The following is a 19,863-nucleotide window of genomic DNA, read 5'->3' as shown; positions in this document are numbered from 1 at the left end:
GCAGGGCGTTGAACGCAACCACCGCGAACGAACCACCACCTACCCGAACGTTCGACGCCCGAGGAGACGCCCCGGCGCGGCACCGACCCCGAAGCGCGGGCCCCCGACCCCCGCCGCACCACCCTCACCCAGTGGCGAACAGCACCACAAGCGCCACGGCCCCCACCACACACGGCGCGAGGATCTCGTACGCCCAGCGCACGACCGGCTCGCCCTGCGCTGTCGGCCGCGACGCGCACCGCTCCGCCTGCTCGCGCAGGTCGTCGACGGTCTGGTCGGCCGGCGCCCGGCGCGCCCGCGCGTCGGTGACGTCGGCGGTCGCGGACGTCCTGCCGTACGGGTCGTCCGACGCCTGCCTGGCCTGCTGACGGGCGACGCGCTTGCGCTGCCGCAGCGACACGGGGATCGCCCACAGCTGGTACTTCTTGCCGCCCGCGAACACCTCGCTGGAGTAACCGGCCCGTACGCCCTCGACCGCCCCCCAGGGCAGCGTGATCGTACGGAAGGGGTTGCGGATCCGGAGCCGGTCGTCGTTGGCGAAGACGGCGGGCCGCAGCGTGAAGGCCACCACCAGCGGTACGGCGAACAGCAGCCCCGCCACGGCTGCCCACGGCGTACGGCCCTCACCGCGCACCAGCGCGTCGCCGCCGACCCACGCGGCCAGCAGAAGCACCAGGACTCCACCGGCGAGGGCGGAGGACGACCGGAAGACCCGGTCGGCGTACGACGGCTCGGCGGGCGGTTTGGGGCTGCTTGTCATGAGGTGATTCTGCCTGAACCGCGACGACCGGGAGCGGCGGGAACATTGCGTTACGGCAACGCCCCCGCCGCCACGGTTATCCGGGCGTCAGCCGATCCACGCGCTGTGAGTGCCGTCGGGGTTCAGGACGATGTACATCCCGTTGGCGTTCACGGCCGCGTCGCGCTGGTTGGCGACCAGCGTCGCCATGACCCGCCCCTGGTGGACGATCTTCAGGGTGAAGTGGCCCGCCGCCACCTTGGCGACCTTGGCGGTGCTGCCGTCGGGCAGCGCGAACGAACCCGCCCCGTAGTGCTCGCGGCCGACCCAGGAGACGACGTCGCCGTCGGCCGTCAGCACGACGAACATGCCGTTGTGCTGGCCACCCGCGTCGGCGTTCCTCGCGACGAGGGTCCCGACGAGGTAGCCGTCGCGGGAGACGTTGTCCATGCGGTAGTGGCGGGCGCCCAGCTTGAAGATCCTGGCGGTGCTGCCGTCGACCAGCTTCTGGACACGGACCGGGGTGGCCGCTTTCGCCCTGGCCGCCGCTTCGGCGGCGGACGTGAAGGTGCGGGCGGACACGGCGGTCGAGGGCCCGGCCGGGCCGGCCGCGACGGCCGTGGCCGCTGGGGCGAGGAGGGCGGCGGCCAGAGCCCCGGTGGTCAGGGCGCGGACGGCGGTACGACGGCGGAAGTTCGGGCTCGACATGCGGGTCTCCTGGTCAGAGAGATGCGGACCGGCGGAAGGCCGGTGAGAGTCGCATGCCGCCTCCCTCGGTCGTGTGGGGCCATGAGGGGCGGCGGGCTGCATGGCTGAATCTATGGACGGCATGTGGTGGAGTCGTCTGCTCCATGTCACCGGCGTGCGACAGAGATCACTCCTCCCGTCGTCGCGGCAGGCGGGGACCGAAGCCGAGCTCGGGGGCTGTACAGGTCGCTACGCGCGTAGATATGCTGCAGTGGTGACCATGCCCACCACTGCACCCGCATTCGCCGACGCGACCGCGTCCGACGGTGCGCTGCGCCGCTTCCTGCACGGGCTCCCCGGCGTAGACACCGTCGGCCTCGAAGCGCGCGCCGCATCCCTCGGCACCCGTTCGGTCAAGACCACGTCGAAGGCGTTCGCCATCGACCTGGCCATCTCGATGATCGACCTGACCACGCTCGAAGGCGCGGACACCCCGGGCAAGGTCCGGGCGCTCTGCGCCAAGGGCGCCAATCCCGACCCGACCGACCGCACGACGCCGCGCGTCGCCGCGATCTGCGTCTACCCGGACATGGCGGCCACAGCCAAGGAAGCCCTGGCCGGCACCGGCATCAAGGTCGCCTCGGTCGCCACCGCCTTCCCGGCCGGCCGCGCCGCGCTCCCGGTGAAGCTCGCGGACGTACGCGACGCGGTAGAGGCCGGAGCCGACGAGATCGACATGGTGATCGACCGAGGAGCCTTCCTCTCCGGTCACTACCTGAAGGTCTACGAAGAGATCCTGGCCGTGAAGGCCGAGTGCGGCGACAAGGCCCGCCTGAAGGTCATCTTCGAGACCGGCGAGCTGTCGACGTACGACAACATCCGCCGCGCCTCGTGGCTCGGCATGCTGGCGGGCGCCGACTTCATCAAGACCTCCACCGGCAAGGTCGGGGTGAACGCCACGCCGCCGAACACCCTGCTGATGCTTGAGGCCGTACGCGACTTCAAGGCGCAGACTGGAATCCAGATCGGCGTGAAGCCGGCCGGCGGCATCCGCACCACCAAGGACGCGATCAAGTTCCTGGTGCTGGTCAACGAGACGGTCGGCGAGGACTGGCTCACCAACGAATGGTTCCGCTTCGGCGCGTCCTCGCTGCTGAACGACCTGCTGATGCAGCGGCAGAAGCTGAGCACCGGCCGTTACTCCGGTCCCGACTACGTGACGGTGGACTGATCACCATGGCATCCGCATCCGCACCCGCACCCGCATTCGAGTACGCACCCGCTCCCGAGTCCCGCTCGGTAGTGGACATCGCCCCGTCGTACGGCCTGTTCATCGACGGCGAGTTCACCGACGCGGCCGACGGCAAGGTCTTCAAGACCATTTCGCCGTCCACCGAGGAGGTTCTCTCCGAGGTCGCCCGCGCGGGCGCCGAGGACGTCGACCGCGCCGTGAAGGCGGCCCGCAAGGCGTTCGACAAGTGGTCGGCGCTGCCCGGCTCCGAGCGCGCCAAGTACCTCTTCCGTATCGCGCGGATCATCCAGGAGCGCTCGCGCGAGCTGGCCGTCCTGGAGACCCTCGACAACGGCAAGCCGATCAAGGAGACCCGCGACGCGGACCTCCCCCTGGTCGCCGCGCACTTCTTCTACTACGCGGGCTGGGCCGACAAGCTCGACCACGCGGGGTACGGGGCCAACCCGCGCCCGCTCGGCGTCGCGGGCCAGGTCATCCCCTGGAACTTCCCCCTCCTCATGCTCGCGTGGAAGATCGCCCCGGCGCTCGCCACCGGCAACACGGTCGTCCTGAAGCCGGCCGAGACGACCCCCCTCTCCGCCCTGTTCTTCGCGGACATCTGCCGCCAGGCGGGCCTGCCCAAGGGCGTCGTCAACATCATTCCCGGTTACGGGGAGGCGGGCGCCGCACTCGTCGAGCACCCGGACGTCAACAAGGTCGCCTTCACGGGCTCCACGGCCGTAGGCAAGGCGATCGCCCGCCAGGTCGCGGGTACGTCGAAAAAGGTCACCCTCGAACTCGGCGGCAAGGGCGCGAACATCGTCTTCGACGACGCCCCCATCGACCAGGCCGTAGAGGGCATCGTCACCGGCATCTTCTTCAACCAGGGTCAGGTCTGCTGCGCGGGCTCGCGCCTCCTGGTCCAGGAGTCGATCCAGGACGAGCTGCTCGACTCCCTCAAGCGCAGGCTCTCCACGCTGCGCCTGGGCGACCCGCTGGACAAGAACACCGACATCGGCGCCATCAACTCCGCCGAGCAGCTCGCCCGTATCACCGCGCTCGCCGACACCGGCGATGCGGAGGGCGCCGAGCGCTGGTCGGCGCCCTGCGACCTGCCCTCCTCCGGCTACTGGTTCGCGCCGACGCTCTTCACGGGCGTCACGCAGGCGCACACCGTCGCGCGCGACGAGATCTTCGGCCCGGTGCTCTCGGTGCTGTCGTTCCGTACGCCCGACGAGGCCGTCGCCAAGGCCAACAACAGCCAGTACGGCCTGTCCGCCGGCATCTGGACGGAGAAGGGCTCGCGGATCCTCGCGGTCGCGAACAAGCTTCGCGCGGGCGTGATCTGGGCCAACACGTTCAACAAGTTCGACCCGACCTCGCCCTTCGGCGGCTACAAGGAGTCGGGCTTCGGCCGCGAAGGCGGCCGTCACGGCCTGGAGGCATACCTCGATGTCTGACACCAACCGTCTGAGTGTCCTCAAGACCTACAAGCTGTACGTCGGGGGCAAGTTCCCCCGTTCCGAGAGCGGCCGGGTGTACGAAGTGACGGACTCAAAGGACAAGTGGCTGGCCAACGCCCCCCTCGCGTCCCGCAAGGACGCCCGTGACGCGGTCGTCGCCGCCCGCAAGGCGTTCGGCGCGTGGTCGGGTGCGACGGCGTACAACCGGGGCCAGGTCCTCTACCGCGTCGCCGAGATGCTGGAGGGCCGCAAGAGCCAGTTCGTGCACGAGGTGGCGCACGCGGAGGGCCTGTCCAAGTCGAAGGCGGCGGAGGTCGTCGAGGCGGCCATCGACCGCTGGGTCTGGTACGCGGGCTGGACCGACAAGATCGCCCAGATCGTGGGCGGCGCGAACCCGGTGGCGGGCCCGTTCTTCAACCTGTCCACCCCCGAGCCCACGGGTGTCGTCACCGTCGTGGCGCCCCAGGAATCGTCCTTCCTGGGCCTGGTCTCGGTGATCGCCCCCGTGATCGCGACGGGCAACACGGCCGTCGTCATCGCTTCCGAGAAGTCCCCGCTGCCGGCGCTCTCCCTCGGCGAGGTGCTGGCCACGTCCGACCTGCCGGGCGGTGTGGTCAACATCCTGACCGGGCGTACGCGCGAGATCGCGGCCCCGCTCGCCTCGCACCAGGACGTCAACGCGATCGACCTGACGGGCGCGGACGCCGACCTGGCGCGCGATCTGGAGATCGCCGCCGCGGACAACCTCAAGCGGGTTCTGCGTCCACAGCCTGTGGACGGGGACTGGTCGGCCGACCAGGGCACGCACCGCCTGACGGCCTTCCTCGAAATGAAGACGGTCTGGCATCCGACGGGCACGCTGGGCGCGTCGGGCTCCGCCTACTGACCCCATGCGGACGGGCCCGTATCGCCGACCGGCGGTACGGGCCCGTCCGTGTCCCCGGCTGCCGGGTCAGCCCGGCAGCACACCCGTCACCGGACCCACCAGCGGCAGCTTCCGCAGCGTGTCGTCCTGCGTGAGCGGGGTGGTGGCCGCCGCCGTGGTGACCGGCTGGAAGTCGACGACCTGCGTGCTCAGTCCGTTGTCCAGGGGGTCCACGCCCGTCCCGGCGAGCGGGTTCAGGTGGGAGTCCTTGACCGGGCCGACACCGCCGGCGGCCGCGGCCCCGAGCCCGCCGGCCAGGGCCTCCATCGTTTTCTCCGCATGGAGGTGCTGCAGAGGTGTGTCGATCGCGGCCTCCTTCGGCGCCGGTGCGGCCTGCGCCGCACCACCGCCCGCGGCAAGGGCCGCACCGGCCGCGGTGACGGCCAGACCTGCGCGCAGCAGAGCGCTCCGCTGGGACTTGGGGTGTGCGTGACGTGCCATGGGATTCCCGCCTGAGTGAGTAATCAAGTGTCCACGCAGAGTAGTTGAGGTGTGACGCTCGATACCAACGTCTCTCCCGTGGGGTCCCCCGACCGGCTCAATGCCGCAGAATGGTTGCCCGTGAGTTCATCCCCCATACCCACGCGCGTCGTCCTGCTGACCGGTCCCTCCGGCTCCGGAAAGTCGTCGCTGGCCGCCCGTTCGGGCCTGCCCGTGCTGCGCCTCGACGACTTCTACAAAGAGGGCGACGATCCCACGCTCCCGCGGGTGGAGGGCAGCACGGACATCGACTGGGACTCCCCGCTGTCCTGGGACGCGGACGCCGCCGTGGCGGCGATCGAGGAGCTGTGCCGTACGGGGCGTACGACCGTCCCGGTGTACTCCATCGCCACCAGCTCCATCGTGGACAAGGAAGCGCTGGACATCGAGCGCACCCCCTTGTTCGTGGCGGAGGGGATCTTCGCGGCGGACGTCGTGGCGCGCTGCCAGGAGCTGGGCGTACTCGCTGACGCGCTCTGTCTGCGCGGGCGTCCGGCGACGACCTTCCGGCGGCGGCTGCTGCGGGATCTTCGGGAGGGGCGCAAGTCGGTGCCGTTCCTGCTGCGCAGGGGCTGGCGGCTGATGCGGGCCGAGCGGGCGATCGTGGGGCGCCAGACGGCGCTCGGGGCGTACCCCTGCGCGAAGGCGGAGGCGCTGGGCCGCCTCACGGCCGCCGCGGCGGGCCGCCACCGTACACCGGCGGTGCGCTAGCCGGCGAAGGGCAGAAGGCGCCTGCGGCGCTCCGCCACCCGCACCCCCACCCCCACAAGCACAGCGCGGCGGGATCGTACAGGCTCCCCCGCCTGTACGGCCCCGCCGCGCTTCCCCCGTGCTCCGCCGTCTCCCCCGAAACGGCGGCTTCCGTATCCCCCGTTACCTTCAGGCCACCAGCTCGCCGAAGGACTCTTCCTCGTCACGGCCGAAGCTGAGGACCTCGTCCTCGCGCAGCCGGCGCAGGGAGCGCCAGATACTGCTCTTGACCGTGCCGACACTGATGTCGAGGATGTCCGCGATCTCCGGGTCGGTGCGGCCCTCGTAGTACCGCAGGACCAGCATCGTGCGCTGGAGTTCGGGCAGCCGGGCGAGCGCCTGCCAGAGCACGGCGCGCAGTTCGGTGCCGCGCATCGCGTCCGTGTCGTTCGCCGTCTCCGGCAGTTCCTCGGTCGGGTATTCGTTGAGCTTGCGCCTGCGCCAGGCGCTGATGTGCAGGTTCGTCATGGTGCGGCGCAGATAGCCGCCGACCGCCGCCTTGTCGCTGATCCTGTCCCAGGCGCGGTACGTCGAGAAGAGGGCGCTCTGCAGCAGGTCCTCGGCCTCGTACCGGTCCCCGGTCAGGTGGTAGGCGGTCGCGTACAGGGAGGCGCGGCGCTCCTGGACGTAGGCGGTGAACTCCGCCTCCGACACCGAAGTGCCTTCCCCCGTGGCCTCCCGGTACGCCGCTCCCCCGTATCCCCCGTTGCCCCCCACGGAAGTGTCCGGCACCGCGGCCACGTGCAAAGGCTGCGTGCGCTGGCGTCCGATGCCGCGAGCGCACCCCCGTCCGCCGCCCACGGCACCGGACTTCTCGGTGCTCCTCGTGATGTCGTGGAGACGCGTGACAACTGCGCTGGAGGTGGTGCTGTGCAGTGCGTTCATCTCGCGCCCCCCGTCAATGGAGTCCGTTGCTGTCCGTGTGCCAATGAGCTTGCCGGGCCAGTTTCATGGCGGTGTCCGCCGACTGTCACAGGCCTGTCACAGGGACCGGAGCGCGATGCGAGTGGCCCAACTGTCGAACTCGCCCTTGCCCATGGGCCAGAATGACCTCTGTGCCTTTCCTGTTGCTGATCGAGGACGACGACGCCATCCGCACGGCCCTCGAACTCTCGCTGTCACGCCAGGGCCACCGAGTGGCCACCGCGGCGACGGGAGAGGACGGCCTGAAACTGCTGCGCGAGCAGCGGCCGGATCTGATCGTGCTGGACGTGATGCTGCCCGGCATCGACGGGTTCGAGGTGTGCCGTCGCATCAGGCGCACCGACCAGTTGCCGATCATCCTGCTGACCGCGCGCAGCGACGACATCGACGTGGTGGTGGGCCTGGAGTCCGGGGCCGACGACTACGTTGTCAAGCCGGTGCAGGGGCGGGTCCTCGACGCCCGTATCCGCGCGGTACTGCGGCGGGGCGAGCGGGAGGCCAATGACGCCGCCGTCTTCGGCAACGTGACGATCGACCGGTCGGCGATGACGGTCACCAAGAACGGCGAGGACCTTCAGCTCACGCCGACCGAACTGCGGCTGCTCCTGGAGCTGAGCCGCCGCCCCGGACAGGCGTTGTCCCGGCAGCAGTTGCTGCGGCTGGTGTGGGAGCACGACTACCTCGGTGACTCGCGGCTGGTCGACGCGTGCGTTCAGCGGCTGCGGGCCAAGGTCGAGGACGTACCGTCGTCGCCGACTCTCATCCGTACGGTCCGTGGCGTCGGCTACCGGCTGGACTCGCCTTCGTGAGCGCTGCCCCGGAGAAATCCCCGCAGGCGGGGCCGCGCTGGACCAGTCTGCGGCTGCGGCTCGTCGTCGTCTTCGCCCTGGTGGCGCTGACGGCTGCCGTCTCGGCGTCGGGCATCGCGTACTGGCTCAACCGCGAGGCCGTACTGACCCGTACCCAGGACGCGGCGCTGAGCAGCTTCCGCCAGGAGATGCAGAACCGCGCGGCCACGCTGCCGCTGCGGCCGACGCAGGCCGAACTCCAGGCGGCGGCGACGCAGATGGCAGCGGGGGGCAGCCCCGGCTACAGCGTGCTGCTGGTGGACGAGCGGGAGCCGGGCAAGCCGATCGCGGTCACCTCGGACAGCGATGTCCTGACGCTGAAGGACGTACCGCGGGAGCTTCAGGACGCGGTGAACCGGCGGCAGAAGGTCACGGAGGCCAACGAGTTTCCGTACCACCTGTACTGGGTGCGCATCAGCCCGAAGGGTAAGCCGTCCCTGGTGGCGGGTACGAAGGTGATCGGCGGCGGGCCCACCGGTTACATGGTCACGTCCCTGGAGCAGGAGCGCGACGACCTCAACTCGCTGGCCTGGTCCCTCGCGATCGCCACCGCGCTCGCCCTGCTGGGCTCCGCGCTGCTCGCGCAGGCGGCCGCGACGACCGTGCTCAAGCCCGTGCAGCGGCTCGGGGACGCGGCGCGGCGCCTCGGTGAGGGCAAGCTCGACACGCGGTTGCGGGTGTCGGGGACGGACGAACTGGCCGATCTGTCGCGGACGTTCAACAAGGCCGCGGAGTCGCTGGAGAAGAAGGTCGCGGACATGAGCGCGCGGGAGGAGTCGAGCCGCCGCTTCGTCGCCGACATGTCGCACGAACTGCGGACGCCGCTGACCGCGATCACGGCGGTGGCGGAGGTCCTGGAGGACGAGGCGGACAGCCTCGACCCGATGATCGCGCCCGCCGTGCACCTCGTGGTGAGCGAGACGAGGCGGCTGAACGACCTGGTGGAGAACCTCATGGAGGTGACCCGCTTCGACGCGGGTACGGCCCGGCTCGTCCTGGACGACGTCGACGTGGCCGACCAGGTGACCGCCTGCATCGACGCCCGCGCGTGGCTGGACGCGGTGGATCTCGATGCCGAGCGCGGCATCATGGCGCGCCTCGACCCGCGCCGACTGGACGTGATCCTGGCGAACCTGATCGGGAACGCGCTCAAGCACGGGGGCTCCCCGGTGCGGGTGTCGGTGCGGCCCGTCGACCACGAGCTGCTGATCGAGGTACGGGACCACGGGCCCGGCATCCCCGAGGACGTACTGCCGCACGTCTTCGACCGCTTCTACAAGGCGAGCGCGTCGCGGCCGCGCTCCGAGGGCAGCGGGCTCGGCCTGTCCATCGCCATGGAGAACGCGCACATCCACGGCGGGGACATCACCGCGTCGAACTCGCCCGAGGGCGGCGCCGTCTTCGTCCTGCGGCTGCCGCTCGACGTGTCGCGGACGGCGGACGCGGACGGGGACGACGACGGAGGGGACGACGGCGTGCGGGACGGACAGGAGGGCGACGGCCAGTGAAGCGCAGGCTGACCCGTCTCACGGCCCTCGCCGCGCTCTGCGCCGCGCTCGCCGGGTGCGGGATCCGGACCACTTCGGTGCCGGTCGACGCGGGCGCCGCCCCGTCCCGGGTGCCGTGCGAGCTGTCGGAACAGGAGCCCGCCGGCGAGGGTGCCTCCGGCGTACCGCTCCAGGTGTATCTGGTCTGCGGGGCGCAGCTGGTCCCGGTGGACCGGGCGGTGCGGATACCCGAGGAGAAGCTGTCCGACCGGGTGCGGGTCGCGCAGACGCTCCTCGCCGAGCTCAAGAAGGAGCCCTCGGACGAGGAGAAGCAGGCGGGTTTCACCACTGATGTACGGGAGACACTGGCCGTTTCCAGGGGCCGCAAGGGTGATCCCCGCGACGCGCTGCGACTGAGCAGCGAGCCGGAGGACCTGCCCACCCACGCGCTGGCGCAGATCGTCTGTACGTACGCGGACAGCGCGGCGGCCGGCCCCGACCGGTCGGTGGTGCTGGGCGGCCCTTCCGACAACCCGGTGCGCGGTTACCAGTGCACGGCGGCGCTCAAGGCCAGGCCCGAATCGGTGCTGCCGACGCTGGGTGAGATCCGTCCTTCGCGCTGATCCGCCGGATCCGTCCGGCCGGTGTGTGTGCCTGGCTCGTCACACTGCCGCTGGGGCGGAACCGATCCCACCGGTGCCCGCGTCTTGGGGGGCGTGCGACATGGCTCGGACGGCAGTGCCGTCATCATCCGCCTCCGCGCGACGGGAGGCTTACTCCTCGTCGCGCATCTGCTGCTCGTAGCGTTACTGACGCTGCGCCCCCTGGACGTCCCCTGGGTGACCGCACCGAACTTCCAGCCGCTGGCCGGCATCGAGGCGGATCTGGCGCTCGGTCCCGCCCGGGCGGCGCGACGGATCTGCGAGGGGCTTCTGCTGCTGGCGCCGCTGGGCGTACTGCTGCCGATGGCGGGGGGCCGGCTGTACGTGTCGCCGGTGGCCTCGCTGGCCCGTACGGCGCTGGCGGGGACGCTCTTCTCGCTGGGGATCGAGCTGCTCCAGACCGGGGTGCCCGGCCGGGTCGTCGATGTGGACTCGCTGCTGCTGAACACGGCCGGGGTGGCGCTGGCGCATCTGGCGGTCGTACCGATGGGGCGGGCGCGGCTGCGCCGCCTGCAGCGGCGGGCACCGGGAAAGGACCGGGTCCTGCGCCGGGACGAGGTGTCTCAGGGGCCTACCCGGACGATTCCCAGGGTCGGGATCGCCCCGTAGAGGGACGCTTTGAACCGTTCTCGGCGAGCAGTATGGAGGTATCGGGAGGCACACCGGAAGTGACCCCCCGGACCAGCTCGCGAGGAGCCCGCCATGACAGCCCTTGTCCGCCCCCGTAACGGCCGAGTGATCGGTGGAGTGTGCGCTGCGCTGGCACGGCGCTTCGGTACCTCGGCGACCACGATGCGAGTGATTTTCGTGGCTTCGTGTCTGCTGCCCGGGCCGCAGTTCCTGCTGTACCTGGCGCTGTGGGTGTTCCTGCCCGGCGAGAAGACGACGAAGACCGCCTGGTAAGGGCGGCGTACGAACGAGCGACGCACCGCGCACGAAGGNNCCTTCGTGCGCGGTGCGTCGCTGCGCCGAGCGGGTGCGTCAGCCGCCGAGACCCGGCAGAACGGTGCCGGCGGGCAGGCCGCCGAGCAGGCCCTTGACCGGGTCGGCGCTGCCGGACCCGCCCTTCCCGTCGGCCGCCTGCGCCTTGGCCACGGCCTCGGTGGCGGTCGTCGGCAGCGTGAGGGCGGATCCCGTGAGCGTGCTCGTCCCGCCGGTCAGAGCCTCGGGGGCGCCGCCGGGGAGCTTGCCGACGACGTCCTGCGCGGGCAGCGTCGTGGTGGCGGAGCTGACCGCGCCCGTGAGGTCGGGCACGGCCGGGGCGACCGGCGCGGCGGAGGCGCTGCCGGCGGCGGCAGCGGCGAAGGCAGCACCGAGGGCGGCGGCACCGAGGGTCTTGGCAGCAGACTGCTTCATGAAGAAAACGTCCTCGCAAACGGGGAATGGGGAAGCGGCTCTGCAAGCTAGCCACGCCCCGTCTCCGCCGCAAACACCCGAGGCGGCCGGGAATGACGTTCCCGGCCGCCTCGGGTGCGGCGTACTCAGCCTCGGGCGGAGGAAGAACCGCTGGTCGTGACGGTCTGCCGGAACAGCCATTCGGATTTCAGCTCGGCATATCCGGGCTTGATCACGTCATTGATCATGGCAAGGCGTTCGTCGAAAGGAATGAATGCTGATTTCATCGCATTGACTGTGAACCACTGCATGTCGTCGAGCGTGTAACCGAAAGCCTCGACCAGGTGCTCGAACTCGCGGCTCATGCTGGTGCCGCTCATCAGCCGGTTGTCGGTGTTGACCGTGGTACGGAAGTGCAGCTTGCGCAGCAGCCCGATGGGGTGTGCGGCGTACGAGTCGGCCGCGCCCGTCTGGAGGTTGGACGTCGGGCACATCTCCAGCGGGATGCGCTTGTCACGCACGTACGCGGCGAGGCGGCCCAGCTTGACGCTGCCGTCGGCCGCGACCTCGATGTCGTCGATGATGCGTACGCCGTGACCGAGCCGGTCGGCGCCGCACCACTGGAGTGCCTGCCAGATGGAGGGGAGCCCGAAGGCCTCACCGGCGTGGATCGTGAAGTGGTTGTTCTCGCGCTTGAGGTACTCGAAGGCGTCGAGGTGGCGGGTGGGCGGGAAGCCCGCCTCGGCGCCGGCGATGTCGAAGCCGACGACGCCGTTGTCGCGGTAGCGGTTGGCGAGCTCGGCGATCTCCAGGGCGCGGGCGGCGTGCCGCATCGCGGTCAGCAGCGCGCCGACCCTGATCCGGTGGCCGTTCGCCTTCGCGCGGCGCTCGCCCTCGCGGAAGCCGTCGGTGACGGCCTCGACGACCTCTTCGAGGGTCAGCCCCTGCTCCAGGTGCTGCTCGGGGGCGTACCGGATCTCGGCGTAGACGACACCGTCCTCGGCGAGGTCCTCGGCGCATTCGGCGGCGACGCGGAACAGCGCGTCACGCGTCTGCATGACGGCGCAGGTGTGCGCGAAGGTCTCCAGGTAACGCTCCAGCGAGCCGGAGTCGGCGGCCTCGCGGAACCAGATGCCGAGCTTGTCGGCGTCGGTCTCGGGAAGGGCGTCGTAACCCGCGTCGCGGGCGAGATCGATGATCGTGCCGGGCCGCAGACCACCGTCGAGGTGGTCGTGGAGCAGCACCTTCGGGGCGCGGCGGATCTGGTCCGCGGTGGGCGTGTTGGGGGTCTCGCTCGTCATCTGCGCACTCTAGCGCCTACGCGCGTAGATCGCTTCTGTCGATACGTAACAGTGACCGTGCGGACGGGTGGAGTACACCTGCGCTTCTGAGACTGTCTCTGTCATGGCACAGGAAGCAATCCCGGTTTCCGGGGCCCGGTTGGGCCGGGCGGTCGGAGCGGCCGGAGCGGTCGGGGGCGGTGACCGCACGGTTCACGGTGTGGTCCTGCTGCTTCCCGCCGGCGAACCGCTGTCGGCGCGCGGACCGTCCCCGCTGGCGTACGCCGGTGTGCGGCCGCTGGCGCGGAGTCTGGCCGCGGCGGGGCGGGGCGAGGGGCTCGTCGCGCACGTCGTGCGCTACCGCGGCCGCGGCTGGAACGGTACGGACGCGCGGCTCGCGGCGGACGCGAAGTGGGCGGCGGACGAGGTCGTACGGCGCTACGGCGACGTACCGGTGTGCCTCGCGGGGATCGACATGGGCGGCCGGGCGGCGCTGCACGCGGCGGACCATCCGGCCGTCAACTCCGTGCTCGCGCTCGCGCCGTGGCTGCCGGACGACGATGTCGCGGCGGCGGAGGAGCCGGTGAAGCAGCTGGCCGGGCGGCATGTGCTGATCGTGCACGGCACGAACGACGAACGTACCGATCCGGAGCTGTCGTACCGGCTGGCGGAGCGGGCGAAGAAGGTCAACCGCGACACGTGCCGCTTCGAGGTCCACTCGGACGGCCACTCGCTGCGCCAGCACCGGCCGGAGGTGCTGGCGCTCGCGGCCGATTTCGTGCTGGGCGCGCTTCTGGGCCGGGGGTACGCCCGGCCGGTGGCCGACGCGTTGGCGGCGCCGCCGCCGCTGGGCCTGCGCATGCCCCTGGCCTCCGGCTTCGGCCACGCACTACGCCGGTAACGCCCCCGGCCCCGGATACCGCTGCGCGGGGCTTTCCCCGACCCGCCCCTTCCCGATCTGGGGCTTGCCCCAGATCGGGAAGGGGCGGGGTGGGGAACAGGCCCCGCGCAGCGGCCCGCACGCTCACGCTTCCGGTGGGGACACCTCGGCGACCCAGCCGTAGGGGAGCTCCGCGCCGTCCAGGGTGATCGCTTCCACCGCGCGCGTGCGGGGGTCGATGTCGGCCGCCACGCCGTCACCCTCGTAGCGGGGGTACCCGGACGCCCCCGTACCGCCGGTCGCTTCCACGACCGCCGTCCGCAGCGTGGACCCATGGTCGGGATGGCCGGCGGCATCGGCCGCCCGGGGCTTGATCTCCACCGTGTAGCGGTCGGGCTGCGGAGTGGTGGGCGTAGGCATGTCTTCGACGCTAGCGCCGCCACCGCCGTCCGCGCCGCACGACGCGCGCCCGGCGCACCCCTCTGTCAGGGTCGGTGGCATGATCCGGTCATCAGCCTCGGCCTGCTCGCCGTCTCACTGGTCGCCGTGGTCGGGCTGGCGAAGGGCGTGTCCCCGACGATCGAGTCGGGGGTGGCGGCGGCCGGGCTGCCCGCCTCGGTGGTGGGTGTCGTGATCGCGCTGCTCGTGCTGCTGCCCGAGTCGATCGCCGCCGTACGGGCTGCCAGGCGCGACCGGGTGCAGACCAGCCTGAACCTCGCGCTCGGGTCGGCCATGGCGAGCATCGGACTGACCATTCCGGCGGTCGCCGTGGCGTCCGTCTGGATGGAGGGGCCGCTGCTGCTGGGGCTCGGCGCCTCCCACATGGTGCTGCTCGCGCTCACGGTGGCCGTCGGCACACTGACCATCGTGCCGGGGCGCGCGACGCCGCTCCAGGGCGGCGTACATCTGTCGCTCCTCGCGGCGTACATGGTGCTCGCCGTCAGTCCGTGACGTGCGGCGCTACTCCGGCAGGAGATGGCCCCGGCGCGACAGCAGGAAGCGCTTGAAGGCCGCCACCGGGGGTGTGTCCGGGTGGCCGTCCAGCCAGGCGACGCCGATCTCGCGTACGGCGCGAGGGGCCGTCACCGTCAGCTCCCTGACGCCGGGCCGGGCCACCGCCGGCGGCGGCAGCAGGGCGACGCCGAGCCCGGCCGCCACCAGGCCGCGCAGCGTCTCCGCCTCCTCGCCCTCGAACGCGACGCGCGGCTTGAAGCCCGCCTCGGCGCACAGGTCGTCGGTGATACGCCGCAGCCCGTAGCCGGGTTCGAGGGTCACGAACGCCTCGTCGGCCGCCTCCGCGAGGCGCACCCGCTTGCGGGTGGCCAGGCGGTGGTCGTCGGGGACGACCAGGCGCAGCCGCTGCTCGTCGAGGCGGCGGGCCACCAGGTCGGGGGCGTCCGGGACGGGCGAGGTCAGGCAGAGGTCGAGGTCACCGGCGCGCAGCCGCTCGATCATGGCTTCGCCGTAGTTCTGTACGAGCTGGAAGCGCACCCGGGGGTGGTCCGCGCGAAAGGCGCGGATCAGGCCTGGGACCGTTTCCGAGCCCATGGTGTGCAGGAAGCCGAAGGCGACCTTGCCGGTCGCCGGGTCGGCGTCGGCCCGTACCGAGTCCGCCGCCCGCTCGACCTCGGACAGCGCGCGCTCGACGGTGGTGAGGAAGGTGCGGCCCGCGGGGGTGAGGGAGACCGTGCGGCCCTTGCGGGCGAAGAGGGCGACGCCCAGGTCCTCCTCCAGCCTGACCATGGCGCGCGAAAGCGTCGACTGCGGGACGGCCAACTCGTGGGCGGCGCGGGTGACGTGCTCGTGGCGGGCGACCGCCGCGAAGTACGCGAGGCGCGGCGCGAGTACCTGCTGAATGTCTTCTTCGTAACTGCTGGGTGACAGCCGGGACCGTGAGCTGGGGTTATGCACCATGGGATTGATTATCTCGGGTTTGTGCATTGGACGCATGAACTTGCTGTGTCTACGTTCGATGCATGCCTCCTGCCAGTACCAAGGCGTCCACCACCCAAGTGGACGCCGACGCCGTTGTTGTCGACACCGACTCCCGTCTCGCCCCCTCCTCCCCCGGCTACCACCGCATGAGTTTCGCGCTCTTCGCCGCCGGGGTGGCGACCTTCGCCCTCCTCTACTCCACGCAGGCGCTGCTGCCGCTGATCTCCGCCGACTTCGGCGCGAGCGCGAGCGCCGCGAGCTGGACCGTCTCGGCCGCGACGGGTGCGCTGGCCCTGTTCGTACTGCCGATGAGCGCCGTCTCGGAGCGCTTCGGGCGCAGCCGGATGATGACGGTGTCGCTGACGGTCGCCGTCGCGGTCGGCCTGCTGATTCCGTTCGCGCCGTCGCTGGAGTGGCTGGTGGCGCTGCGCGCGGTGCAGGGCGCCGCGCTGGCCGGTGTGCCGGCCTCCGCGATGGCCTTCCTCGCGGAGGAGGTACGGCCGAAGGCGCTGATCGCCGCGATCGGCCTGTTCGTGGCGGGCAACTCCATCGGCGGCATGAGCGGCCGTATCGTCACCGGCTGGGCGGCCCAGGTGTGGGACTGGCGCGCGGCGCTCGCCGCCGTCGGCCTGATGGCCGTGGTGTGCGTGGTGGTCTACCGGCTGATGCTGCCGAAGGCCCGTCACTTCACGCCCGGTTCGCTGAACCCGAGGGCGCTGGCGAAGACGGTCCGCGGTCACCTCGCCGATCCGCTGCTGCTGCGTCTGTACGCCATCGGCGCGCTCTTCATGACGGTCTTCGGCGCGGTCTACACGGTGATCGGCTACCGGCTGGTCGAGGCTCCCTTCAGCCTCCCGCAGGGCGTCATCGGGTCCGTCTTCCTGGTGTACCTCGTCGGTACGGTCTCCTCCGCGGCGGCCGGAAAGCTGGTGGCCCGCCTGGGCCGCCGGGGCGCGCTGTACCTGGCGGTCTCGACGACGGCGGCCGGTCTGCTGCTCTCGGTGGCCGATTCGCTGGCCGCCGTCCTGGCGGGTCTGGTGCTGATCACCGCCGGGTTCTTCGCGGGGCACGCGGTGGCGTCGTCCTCGGTCAGCCGTACGGCGAAGACGGGGCGGGCGCAGGCGTCCGCGCTCTACCAGTCGGCGTACTACCTCGGCAGCAGCGTCGGCGGCACGCTCGGCGCGGTGGCCTTCCACGCCGGGGGCTGGGCGGGGACCGTGCTCCTCGGGCTGGTCGCGGTGCTCGGCGTCGTATCGATCACGCTGTACGGGACCCGGGTCGCCAGGGTCGAACAGCGGCAGCTCGTGGCGCTGCGGACGAGGGGCGCGGCGCGGGCCTGAGTCCCTCCGGTGGGGCGGGTTTCGCGGCTGGGCCATGATTGTCAGTGGGGTCCGGTAACTTCCCAAGGGCTGGTGCCAAAGGCCGCGAGTGGGGTGGACCGATGACTGATGCCGTGACGACGCAGGACCTGGATTCCCGGCTGGAGAAGCACCGGACCGAGCTGACCGGCTACTGCTACCGGATGCTGGGATCCGCCTTCGAGGCGGACGACGCCGTGCAGGACACGATGGTCCGGGCGTGGCGGAACTTCGACAAGTTCGAGGGACGCTCGTCGCTGCGGTCGTGGCTGTACCGCATCGCGACGAACGTATGCCTGGACATGCTCAACGCGGGCAACCGCAGGGCCCGCCCCATGGACCTCACGGCCGCGACCCCGGTGGCGCAGGCCGCGCTCAACTCCCGTCCCGAGATCACCTGGCTGGAGCCGGTGCCGGACGGGCGGGTGCTGCCCTCGGTGGTCGACCCGGCCGAGACGGCCGTGTCGCGCGAGACCGTGCGCCTCGCGTTCGTCGCCGCGCTCCAGCACCTGCCGCCCAAGCAGCGGGCCGTGCTGATCCTGCGCGAGGTGCTGGCCTGGAAGGCGAGCGAGGTCGCGGAGCTGCTGGAGACGACGGTCGCTTCGGTGAACAGCGCGCTCCAGCGGGCCCGCGCGACGATCGCCGAACACGGCGCCAAGGACACGGATACCGCCGATCCGCTGGACGAGGAACAGCAGAAGCTGCTGGAGCGGTACGTCGCGGCCTTCGAGGGGTACGACATGACCGCCCTGACCGCGCTGCTCCACGAGGACGCCACGCTGTCCATGCCGCCGTACGACCTGTGGCTGCAGGGCCACGACAACATCGTCGGCTGGATGCTGGGCGTCGGCGAGGTCTGCCGGGGCTCCAAGCTGGTGCCAGTCGTGGCCAACGGCACGCCGGCCTTCGCCCACTACCACCCGAGCCAGTCCGGCGACGGCGGCTTCGAGCCCTGGGCGCTCATGGTCATCGAGATCGTGGACGGGAAGGTCAGCGGCATCACGTCCTTCCTGGACACGAAGCGCTGGTTCCCGCTCTTCGACCTGCCCGCGCGGCTCGAAAAGGAGTAGGAGCTTCACGCAACGGGGAGGCCGCAGTCGTGTCCGGCGCTAGGCGTAGCGGTAGACGCCGCTGTGGTCGAGCAGTTGCGCGGGCGTCACATTCCACGGCGGCATCGGCTCGTTGAGGCTGAAGACCCGCCCGTGCTGCGGGTCGGACGCGGGCAGCTTCTCGCGCGGCAGATAACCGGAGCCGGGGTGGGCCTCCTGCCAGCGGTCCCAGAGCAGGTCCACGAAGGCGTGGTGGAGCCAGAAGACCGGGTCGTCGGGCGAGGTGGCGCCCATCATCACACCACCGACCCAGCGGTGGACCCGGTTGTGGTTGTACGTCGTGACCGTGCCGCCGCGCCCCCATCCCTCGATCTTGTTCCGGAAGCCCTTGGTCGCGGTCGAGTCCCACGGCGCCGCGTCGTACAGCGGGTCGCTCAGCGCCTTGGCCACGTCCTGACGGGTGGGCAGCGAGACAGGGTCGGAGGGCCGGCCCAGGTTGCGGGTGAGGAAGGCGCGGTCACCGATCCGTCGGCGGAGGTTCCAGTTCCCGTTGGCGTGGGCGAACGCCCCCGTCGTCACCTTCCTGTCGCCGGCCCTGCCGTCGCCTCCCAGGAAGTCCTCCGCCCACAGCGAGGCGGCCGGAGTGTTGTCCTTCGTCCAGTCCCAGTACGGAACCGAAACCCCAGGATCGACGGCCCGCAGGGCGCGCTCGAACTCCAGGAGGAAGCGGCGGTGCCACGGGAGGAAGGAGGGCGCCATGTGGCTGACGCGCGGCCCGCCATCGGCGTCCGGGACGTAGTACCGGCCGTGCATGGTCACGAACTCGTCGTAGCGCCCCGAGCGCTTGAGTTCCAGGAGCGCACTGACCAGGCGCTTCTTCTCCGTTCGGGTGAGGTCGCGCTGGTTCTTCCGGGTGTAAACCACGTCTGCCCTCCCGGCTTCAGAGGCTGTGCTGGGGGGCCACCGACAGCTGGGCGTCACCCAGCTCGTCCACCGCGGCGCGTGCCGCGCCGATGAGCGTCGGGAACGACTCATAGTGGTTCACCAGGCTCAGATAGCTGCCGTCGGCGCGCCGCATGATGTGCAGCGGCCTGCCGTCGATGCGCACCTCGACGTCCCGTACGGCGGTGACAGTCATGGCGTCACCGACCGCCCCGGCGCGGTCTGACCCGGCGCGGTCTGACCCGCAGGCCCGCTTCGCGGGCAACGCGGCCCTCGTGGTCGCCTGGATGTGCCGGCCGCGGTACGTCTCGGCGAACCGCTCCTGTGCCGCGTCCGCCGCCCCTGCCACCACCGCCGCCGCCCTTGCGGCCCCTGCCGCCTGCGGGCCGTTCGCCGGGCGGGTGCCTGCTCCGAGCCTCTTGGTGAGGATCGGGGTGAGCGCCCCCGCGGTGCCCGCGATCACGCCTACCGTGAAGGCGCCGCGCAGCAGGATGCGGCGCGTCAGGAAGGCCCCTCGCACGGTCGTTGCGCTCCTGCGCGTGATCAGATCCATGCCGAATACCCCTTGCCGCTCGCGTTGATCCACTCTCTCGACGTACACATGCCTCGGTGCTGACAACAACGACGCATCGGCGAAACAGTTCTCGCAGGCGCCCGGCGCGCCCCTCAGTCCGAGCCTTCGGAGACGGCGCGCGGCGCACCCAGGTCCCCTTCAAATGCCGCCGCGACACAACCTCGGGTGGTCAACTTCATCAGTAGGTGCATTCCCTCCGGCTCGCAGACACGCTGTTGCTCTGCAAGAACGAGCCAAACGCCCGAACCAGTGCATAGTTCCCCCGTCCGCAGCAACTGGTTCGGGCCAAAACGACCGCCCGAGCTCCTGAAGGG

The 19,863-nt window shown here is 71.0% G+C and carries 22 protein-coding genes and 1 pseudogene; 13 read left to right on the top strand and 10 right to left on the bottom strand.

The genetic code is table 11. The features are described from left to right. Positions 1-124 precede the first annotated feature (124 nt). The gene (locus J7E91_RS00750) at positions 125-760 is read right to left on the bottom strand and encodes a PH domain-containing protein (protein ID WP_214898164.1); all 636 of its coding nucleotides are present in this window, start codon (positions 758-760) and stop codon (positions 125-127) included. A gap of 87 nt (positions 761-847) precedes the next feature. Further along, positions 848-1,447, bottom strand: a complete 600-nt coding sequence (locus J7E91_RS00745; RefSeq protein WP_214898163.1) for a hypothetical protein — start codon at positions 1,445-1,447, stop codon at positions 848-850. Positions 1,448-1,706: 259 nt separating this feature from the next. Between J7E91_RS00745 and deoC the strand changes: the two genes are divergently transcribed. The 3 genes from deoC to J7E91_RS00730 are packed head-to-tail and all read left to right on the top strand — an operon-like array spanning position 1,707 to position 5,006. Continuing rightward, a complete protein-coding gene (deoC, locus tag J7E91_RS00740) occupies positions 1,707-2,657 on the top strand; it encodes a deoxyribose-phosphate aldolase (RefSeq protein ID WP_214898162.1) in 951 nt (316 codons plus the stop codon). 5 nt (positions 2,658-2,662) lie between these two features. Further along, positions 2,663-4,117: an aldehyde dehydrogenase family protein gene (locus J7E91_RS00735; protein ID WP_214898160.1), complete on the top strand. Its 1,455-nt coding sequence runs from the start codon at positions 2,663-2,665 to the stop codon at positions 4,115-4,117. Further along, positions 4,110-5,006 (top strand): aldehyde dehydrogenase, encoded by an 897-nt coding sequence (locus J7E91_RS00730; RefSeq protein ID WP_214898159.1) that lies wholly within the window; start codon positions 4,110-4,112, stop codon positions 5,004-5,006. The genes J7E91_RS00735 and J7E91_RS00730 overlap by 8 nt, the downstream gene beginning before the upstream one ends. 66 nt (positions 5,007-5,072) lie before the next feature. On the opposite strand, the gene J7E91_RS00725 is transcribed toward J7E91_RS00730, so the two are convergent. Beyond that, entirely contained in the window at positions 5,073-5,486 is a 414-nt protein-coding gene (locus tag J7E91_RS00725) for a hypothetical protein (protein ID WP_214898157.1), read from the bottom strand. A 114-nt stretch (positions 5,487-5,600) separates the two neighbouring features. Here J7E91_RS00725 and J7E91_RS00720 point away from each other — a divergent pair, with 114 nt between their 5' ends. After that, positions 5,601-6,236, top strand: coding sequence for a uridine kinase (locus J7E91_RS00720; RefSeq protein ID WP_251015002.1), 636 nt, complete (start codon positions 5,601-5,603; stop codon positions 6,234-6,236). A 168-nt stretch (positions 6,237-6,404) separates the two neighbouring features. Here J7E91_RS00720 and J7E91_RS00715 read toward each other — a convergent pair whose 3' ends face one another. Beyond that, positions 6,405-7,160: a SigE family RNA polymerase sigma factor gene (locus tag J7E91_RS00715; RefSeq protein WP_214898155.1), complete on the bottom strand. Its 756-nt coding sequence runs from the start codon at positions 7,158-7,160 to the stop codon at positions 6,405-6,407. 170 nt (positions 7,161-7,330) lie between these two features. On the opposite strand from J7E91_RS00715, the gene afsQ1 reads away from it, so the two are divergent. The 5 genes from afsQ1 (at position 7,331) to J7E91_RS00690 (ending at position 11,099) form a co-directional block, all read left to right on the top strand. Beyond that, positions 7,331-8,008 carry a two-component system response regulator AfsQ1 gene (gene afsQ1, locus J7E91_RS00710; protein WP_176733210.1) on the top strand — a complete coding sequence of 226 codons (678 nt, stop codon included), beginning with the start codon at positions 7,331-7,333 and terminating at the stop codon, positions 8,006-8,008. Beyond that, positions 8,005-9,555 carry a HAMP domain-containing sensor histidine kinase gene (locus J7E91_RS00705; protein ID WP_214898154.1) on the top strand — a complete coding sequence of 517 codons (1,551 nt, stop codon included), beginning with the start codon at positions 8,005-8,007 and terminating at the stop codon, positions 9,553-9,555. The genes afsQ1 and J7E91_RS00705 overlap by 4 nt, the downstream gene beginning before the upstream one ends. Further along, positions 9,552-10,157: a hypothetical protein gene (locus J7E91_RS00700; protein ID WP_214898153.1), complete on the top strand. Its 606-nt coding sequence runs from the start codon at positions 9,552-9,554 to the stop codon at positions 10,155-10,157. Before J7E91_RS00705 ends, J7E91_RS00700 begins: the two co-directional genes overlap by 4 nt. A 93-nt stretch (positions 10,158-10,250) precedes the next feature. Then, on the top strand, positions 10,251-10,805 hold the full coding sequence (locus J7E91_RS00695) for a VanZ family protein (RefSeq protein ID WP_308375890.1): 555 nt from the start codon (positions 10,251-10,253) through the stop codon (positions 10,803-10,805). Positions 10,806-10,898: 93 nt separating this feature from the next. Then, positions 10,899-11,099, top strand: a complete 201-nt coding sequence (locus J7E91_RS00690; protein ID WP_028812196.1) for a PspC domain-containing protein — start codon at positions 10,899-10,901, stop codon at positions 11,097-11,099. Between the two features lie 78 nt (positions 11,100-11,177). Here J7E91_RS00690 and J7E91_RS00685 read toward each other — a convergent pair whose 3' ends face one another. Beyond that, positions 11,178-11,552 carry an ATP-binding protein gene (locus J7E91_RS00685; protein WP_214898151.1) on the bottom strand — a complete coding sequence of 125 codons (375 nt, stop codon included), beginning with the start codon at positions 11,550-11,552 and terminating at the stop codon, positions 11,178-11,180. A 125-nt stretch (positions 11,553-11,677) separates the two neighbouring features. Then, positions 11,678-12,832, bottom strand: coding sequence for an adenosine deaminase (locus tag J7E91_RS00680; RefSeq protein ID WP_214898149.1), 1,155 nt, complete (start codon positions 12,830-12,832; stop codon positions 11,678-11,680). A 103-nt stretch (positions 12,833-12,935) separates the two neighbouring features. Here J7E91_RS00680 and J7E91_RS00675 point away from each other — a divergent pair, with 103 nt between their 5' ends. After that, positions 12,936-13,712 carry an alpha/beta hydrolase gene (locus tag J7E91_RS00675; protein WP_214898147.1) on the top strand — a complete coding sequence of 259 codons (777 nt, stop codon included), beginning with the start codon at positions 12,936-12,938 and terminating at the stop codon, positions 13,710-13,712. A 123-nt stretch (positions 13,713-13,835) separates the two neighbouring features. Here the strand turns inward: J7E91_RS00675 and J7E91_RS00670 are convergent, their stop codons facing one another. After that, a complete protein-coding gene (locus J7E91_RS00670) occupies positions 13,836-14,111 on the bottom strand; it encodes a hypothetical protein (protein ID WP_214898146.1) in 276 nt (91 codons plus the stop codon). Positions 14,112-14,201: 90 nt separating this feature from the next. On the opposite strand from J7E91_RS00670, the pseudogene J7E91_RS00665 reads away from it, so the two are divergent. Continuing rightward, a pseudogene (locus J7E91_RS00665) lies at positions 14,202-14,642 on the top strand (ionic transporter y4hA); the annotation flags it as partial. Positions 14,643-14,651: 9 nt separating this feature from the next. On the opposite strand, the gene J7E91_RS00660 reads toward J7E91_RS00665, so the two are convergent. Next, entirely contained in the window at positions 14,652-15,605 is a 954-nt protein-coding gene (locus tag J7E91_RS00660) for a LysR family transcriptional regulator (protein WP_214898144.1), read from the bottom strand. Positions 15,606-15,667: 62 nt separating this feature from the next. On the opposite strand from J7E91_RS00660, the gene J7E91_RS00655 reads away from it, so the two are divergent. Then, on the top strand, positions 15,668-16,966 hold the full coding sequence (locus tag J7E91_RS00655; RefSeq protein WP_214898143.1) for an MFS transporter: 1,299 nt from the start codon (positions 15,668-15,670) through the stop codon (positions 16,964-16,966). Positions 16,967-17,067: 101 nt separating this feature from the next. Continuing rightward, entirely contained in the window at positions 17,068-18,054 is a 987-nt protein-coding gene (locus J7E91_RS00650; protein WP_214898142.1) for a sigma-70 family RNA polymerase sigma factor, read from the top strand. 39 nt (positions 18,055-18,093) lie between these two features. On the opposite strand, the gene J7E91_RS00645 is transcribed toward J7E91_RS00650, so the two are convergent. Both J7E91_RS00645 and J7E91_RS00640 read right to left on the bottom strand, forming a co-directional pair. Beyond that, positions 18,094-18,957 (bottom strand): tyrosinase family protein, encoded by an 864-nt coding sequence (locus J7E91_RS00645; RefSeq protein WP_308375889.1) that lies wholly within the window; start codon positions 18,955-18,957, stop codon positions 18,094-18,096. Between the two features lie 16 nt (positions 18,958-18,973). Then, positions 18,974-19,528: a tyrosinase cofactor gene (locus tag J7E91_RS00640; protein ID WP_214898140.1), complete on the bottom strand. Its 555-nt coding sequence runs from the start codon at positions 19,526-19,528 to the stop codon at positions 18,974-18,976. Positions 19,529-19,863 lie beyond the last annotated feature (335 nt).

The organism is Streptomyces sp. ISL-99, from assembly GCF_018614005.1.
Lineage (GTDB): Bacteria > Actinomycetota > Actinomycetes > Streptomycetales > Streptomycetaceae > Streptomyces > Streptomyces flavidovirens.
The sequence above is the reverse complement of the archived record's forward strand: the minus strand, read 5'-3'. Positions and strand labels throughout refer to the sequence as shown.

Coding starts and splice junctions, on each gene's coding strand:
- J7E91_RS00750 (WP_214898164.1), bottom strand. CDS start 760: ATGACAAGCAGCCCCAAACCGCCCGCCGAGCCGTCGTACGCCGACCGG.
- J7E91_RS00745 (WP_214898163.1), bottom strand. CDS start 1,447: ATGTCGAGCCCGAACTTCCGCCGTCGTACCGCCGTCCGCGCCCTGACC.
- deoC (WP_214898162.1), top strand. CDS start 1,707: ATGCCCACCACTGCACCCGCATTCGCCGACGCGACCGCGTCCGACGGT.
- J7E91_RS00735 (WP_214898160.1), top strand. CDS start 2,663: ATGGCATCCGCATCCGCACCCGCACCCGCATTCGAGTACGCACCCGCT.
- J7E91_RS00730 (WP_214898159.1), top strand. CDS start 4,110: ATGTCTGACACCAACCGTCTGAGTGTCCTCAAGACCTACAAGCTGTAC.
- J7E91_RS00725 (WP_214898157.1), bottom strand. CDS start 5,486: ATGGCACGTCACGCACACCCCAAGTCCCAGCGGAGCGCTCTGCTGCGC.
- J7E91_RS00715 (WP_214898155.1), bottom strand. CDS start 7,160: ATGAACGCACTGCACAGCACCACCTCCAGCGCAGTTGTCACGCGTCTC.
- J7E91_RS00690 (WP_028812196.1), top strand. CDS start 10,899: ATGACAGCCCTTGTCCGCCCCCGTAACGGCCGAGTGATCGGTGGAGTG.
- J7E91_RS00685 (WP_214898151.1), bottom strand. CDS start 11,552: ATGAAGCAGTCTGCTGCCAAGACCCTCGGTGCCGCCGCCCTCGGTGCT.
- J7E91_RS00680 (WP_214898149.1), bottom strand. CDS start 12,832: ATGACGAGCGAGACCCCCAACACGCCCACCGCGGACCAGATCCGCCGC.
- J7E91_RS00675 (WP_214898147.1), top strand. CDS start 12,936: ATGGCACAGGAAGCAATCCCGGTTTCCGGGGCCCGGTTGGGCCGGGCG.
- J7E91_RS00670 (WP_214898146.1), bottom strand. CDS start 14,111: ATGCCTACGCCCACCACTCCGCAGCCCGACCGCTACACGGTGGAGATC.
- J7E91_RS00660 (WP_214898144.1), bottom strand. CDS start 15,605: ATGGTGCATAACCCCAGCTCACGGTCCCGGCTGTCACCCAGCAGTTAC.
- J7E91_RS00655 (WP_214898143.1), top strand. CDS start 15,668: ATGCCTCCTGCCAGTACCAAGGCGTCCACCACCCAAGTGGACGCCGAC.
- J7E91_RS00650 (WP_214898142.1), top strand. CDS start 17,068: ATGACTGATGCCGTGACGACGCAGGACCTGGATTCCCGGCTGGAGAAG.
- J7E91_RS00640 (WP_214898140.1), bottom strand. CDS start 19,528: ATGGATCTGATCACGCGCAGGAGCGCAACGACCGTGCGAGGGGCCTTC.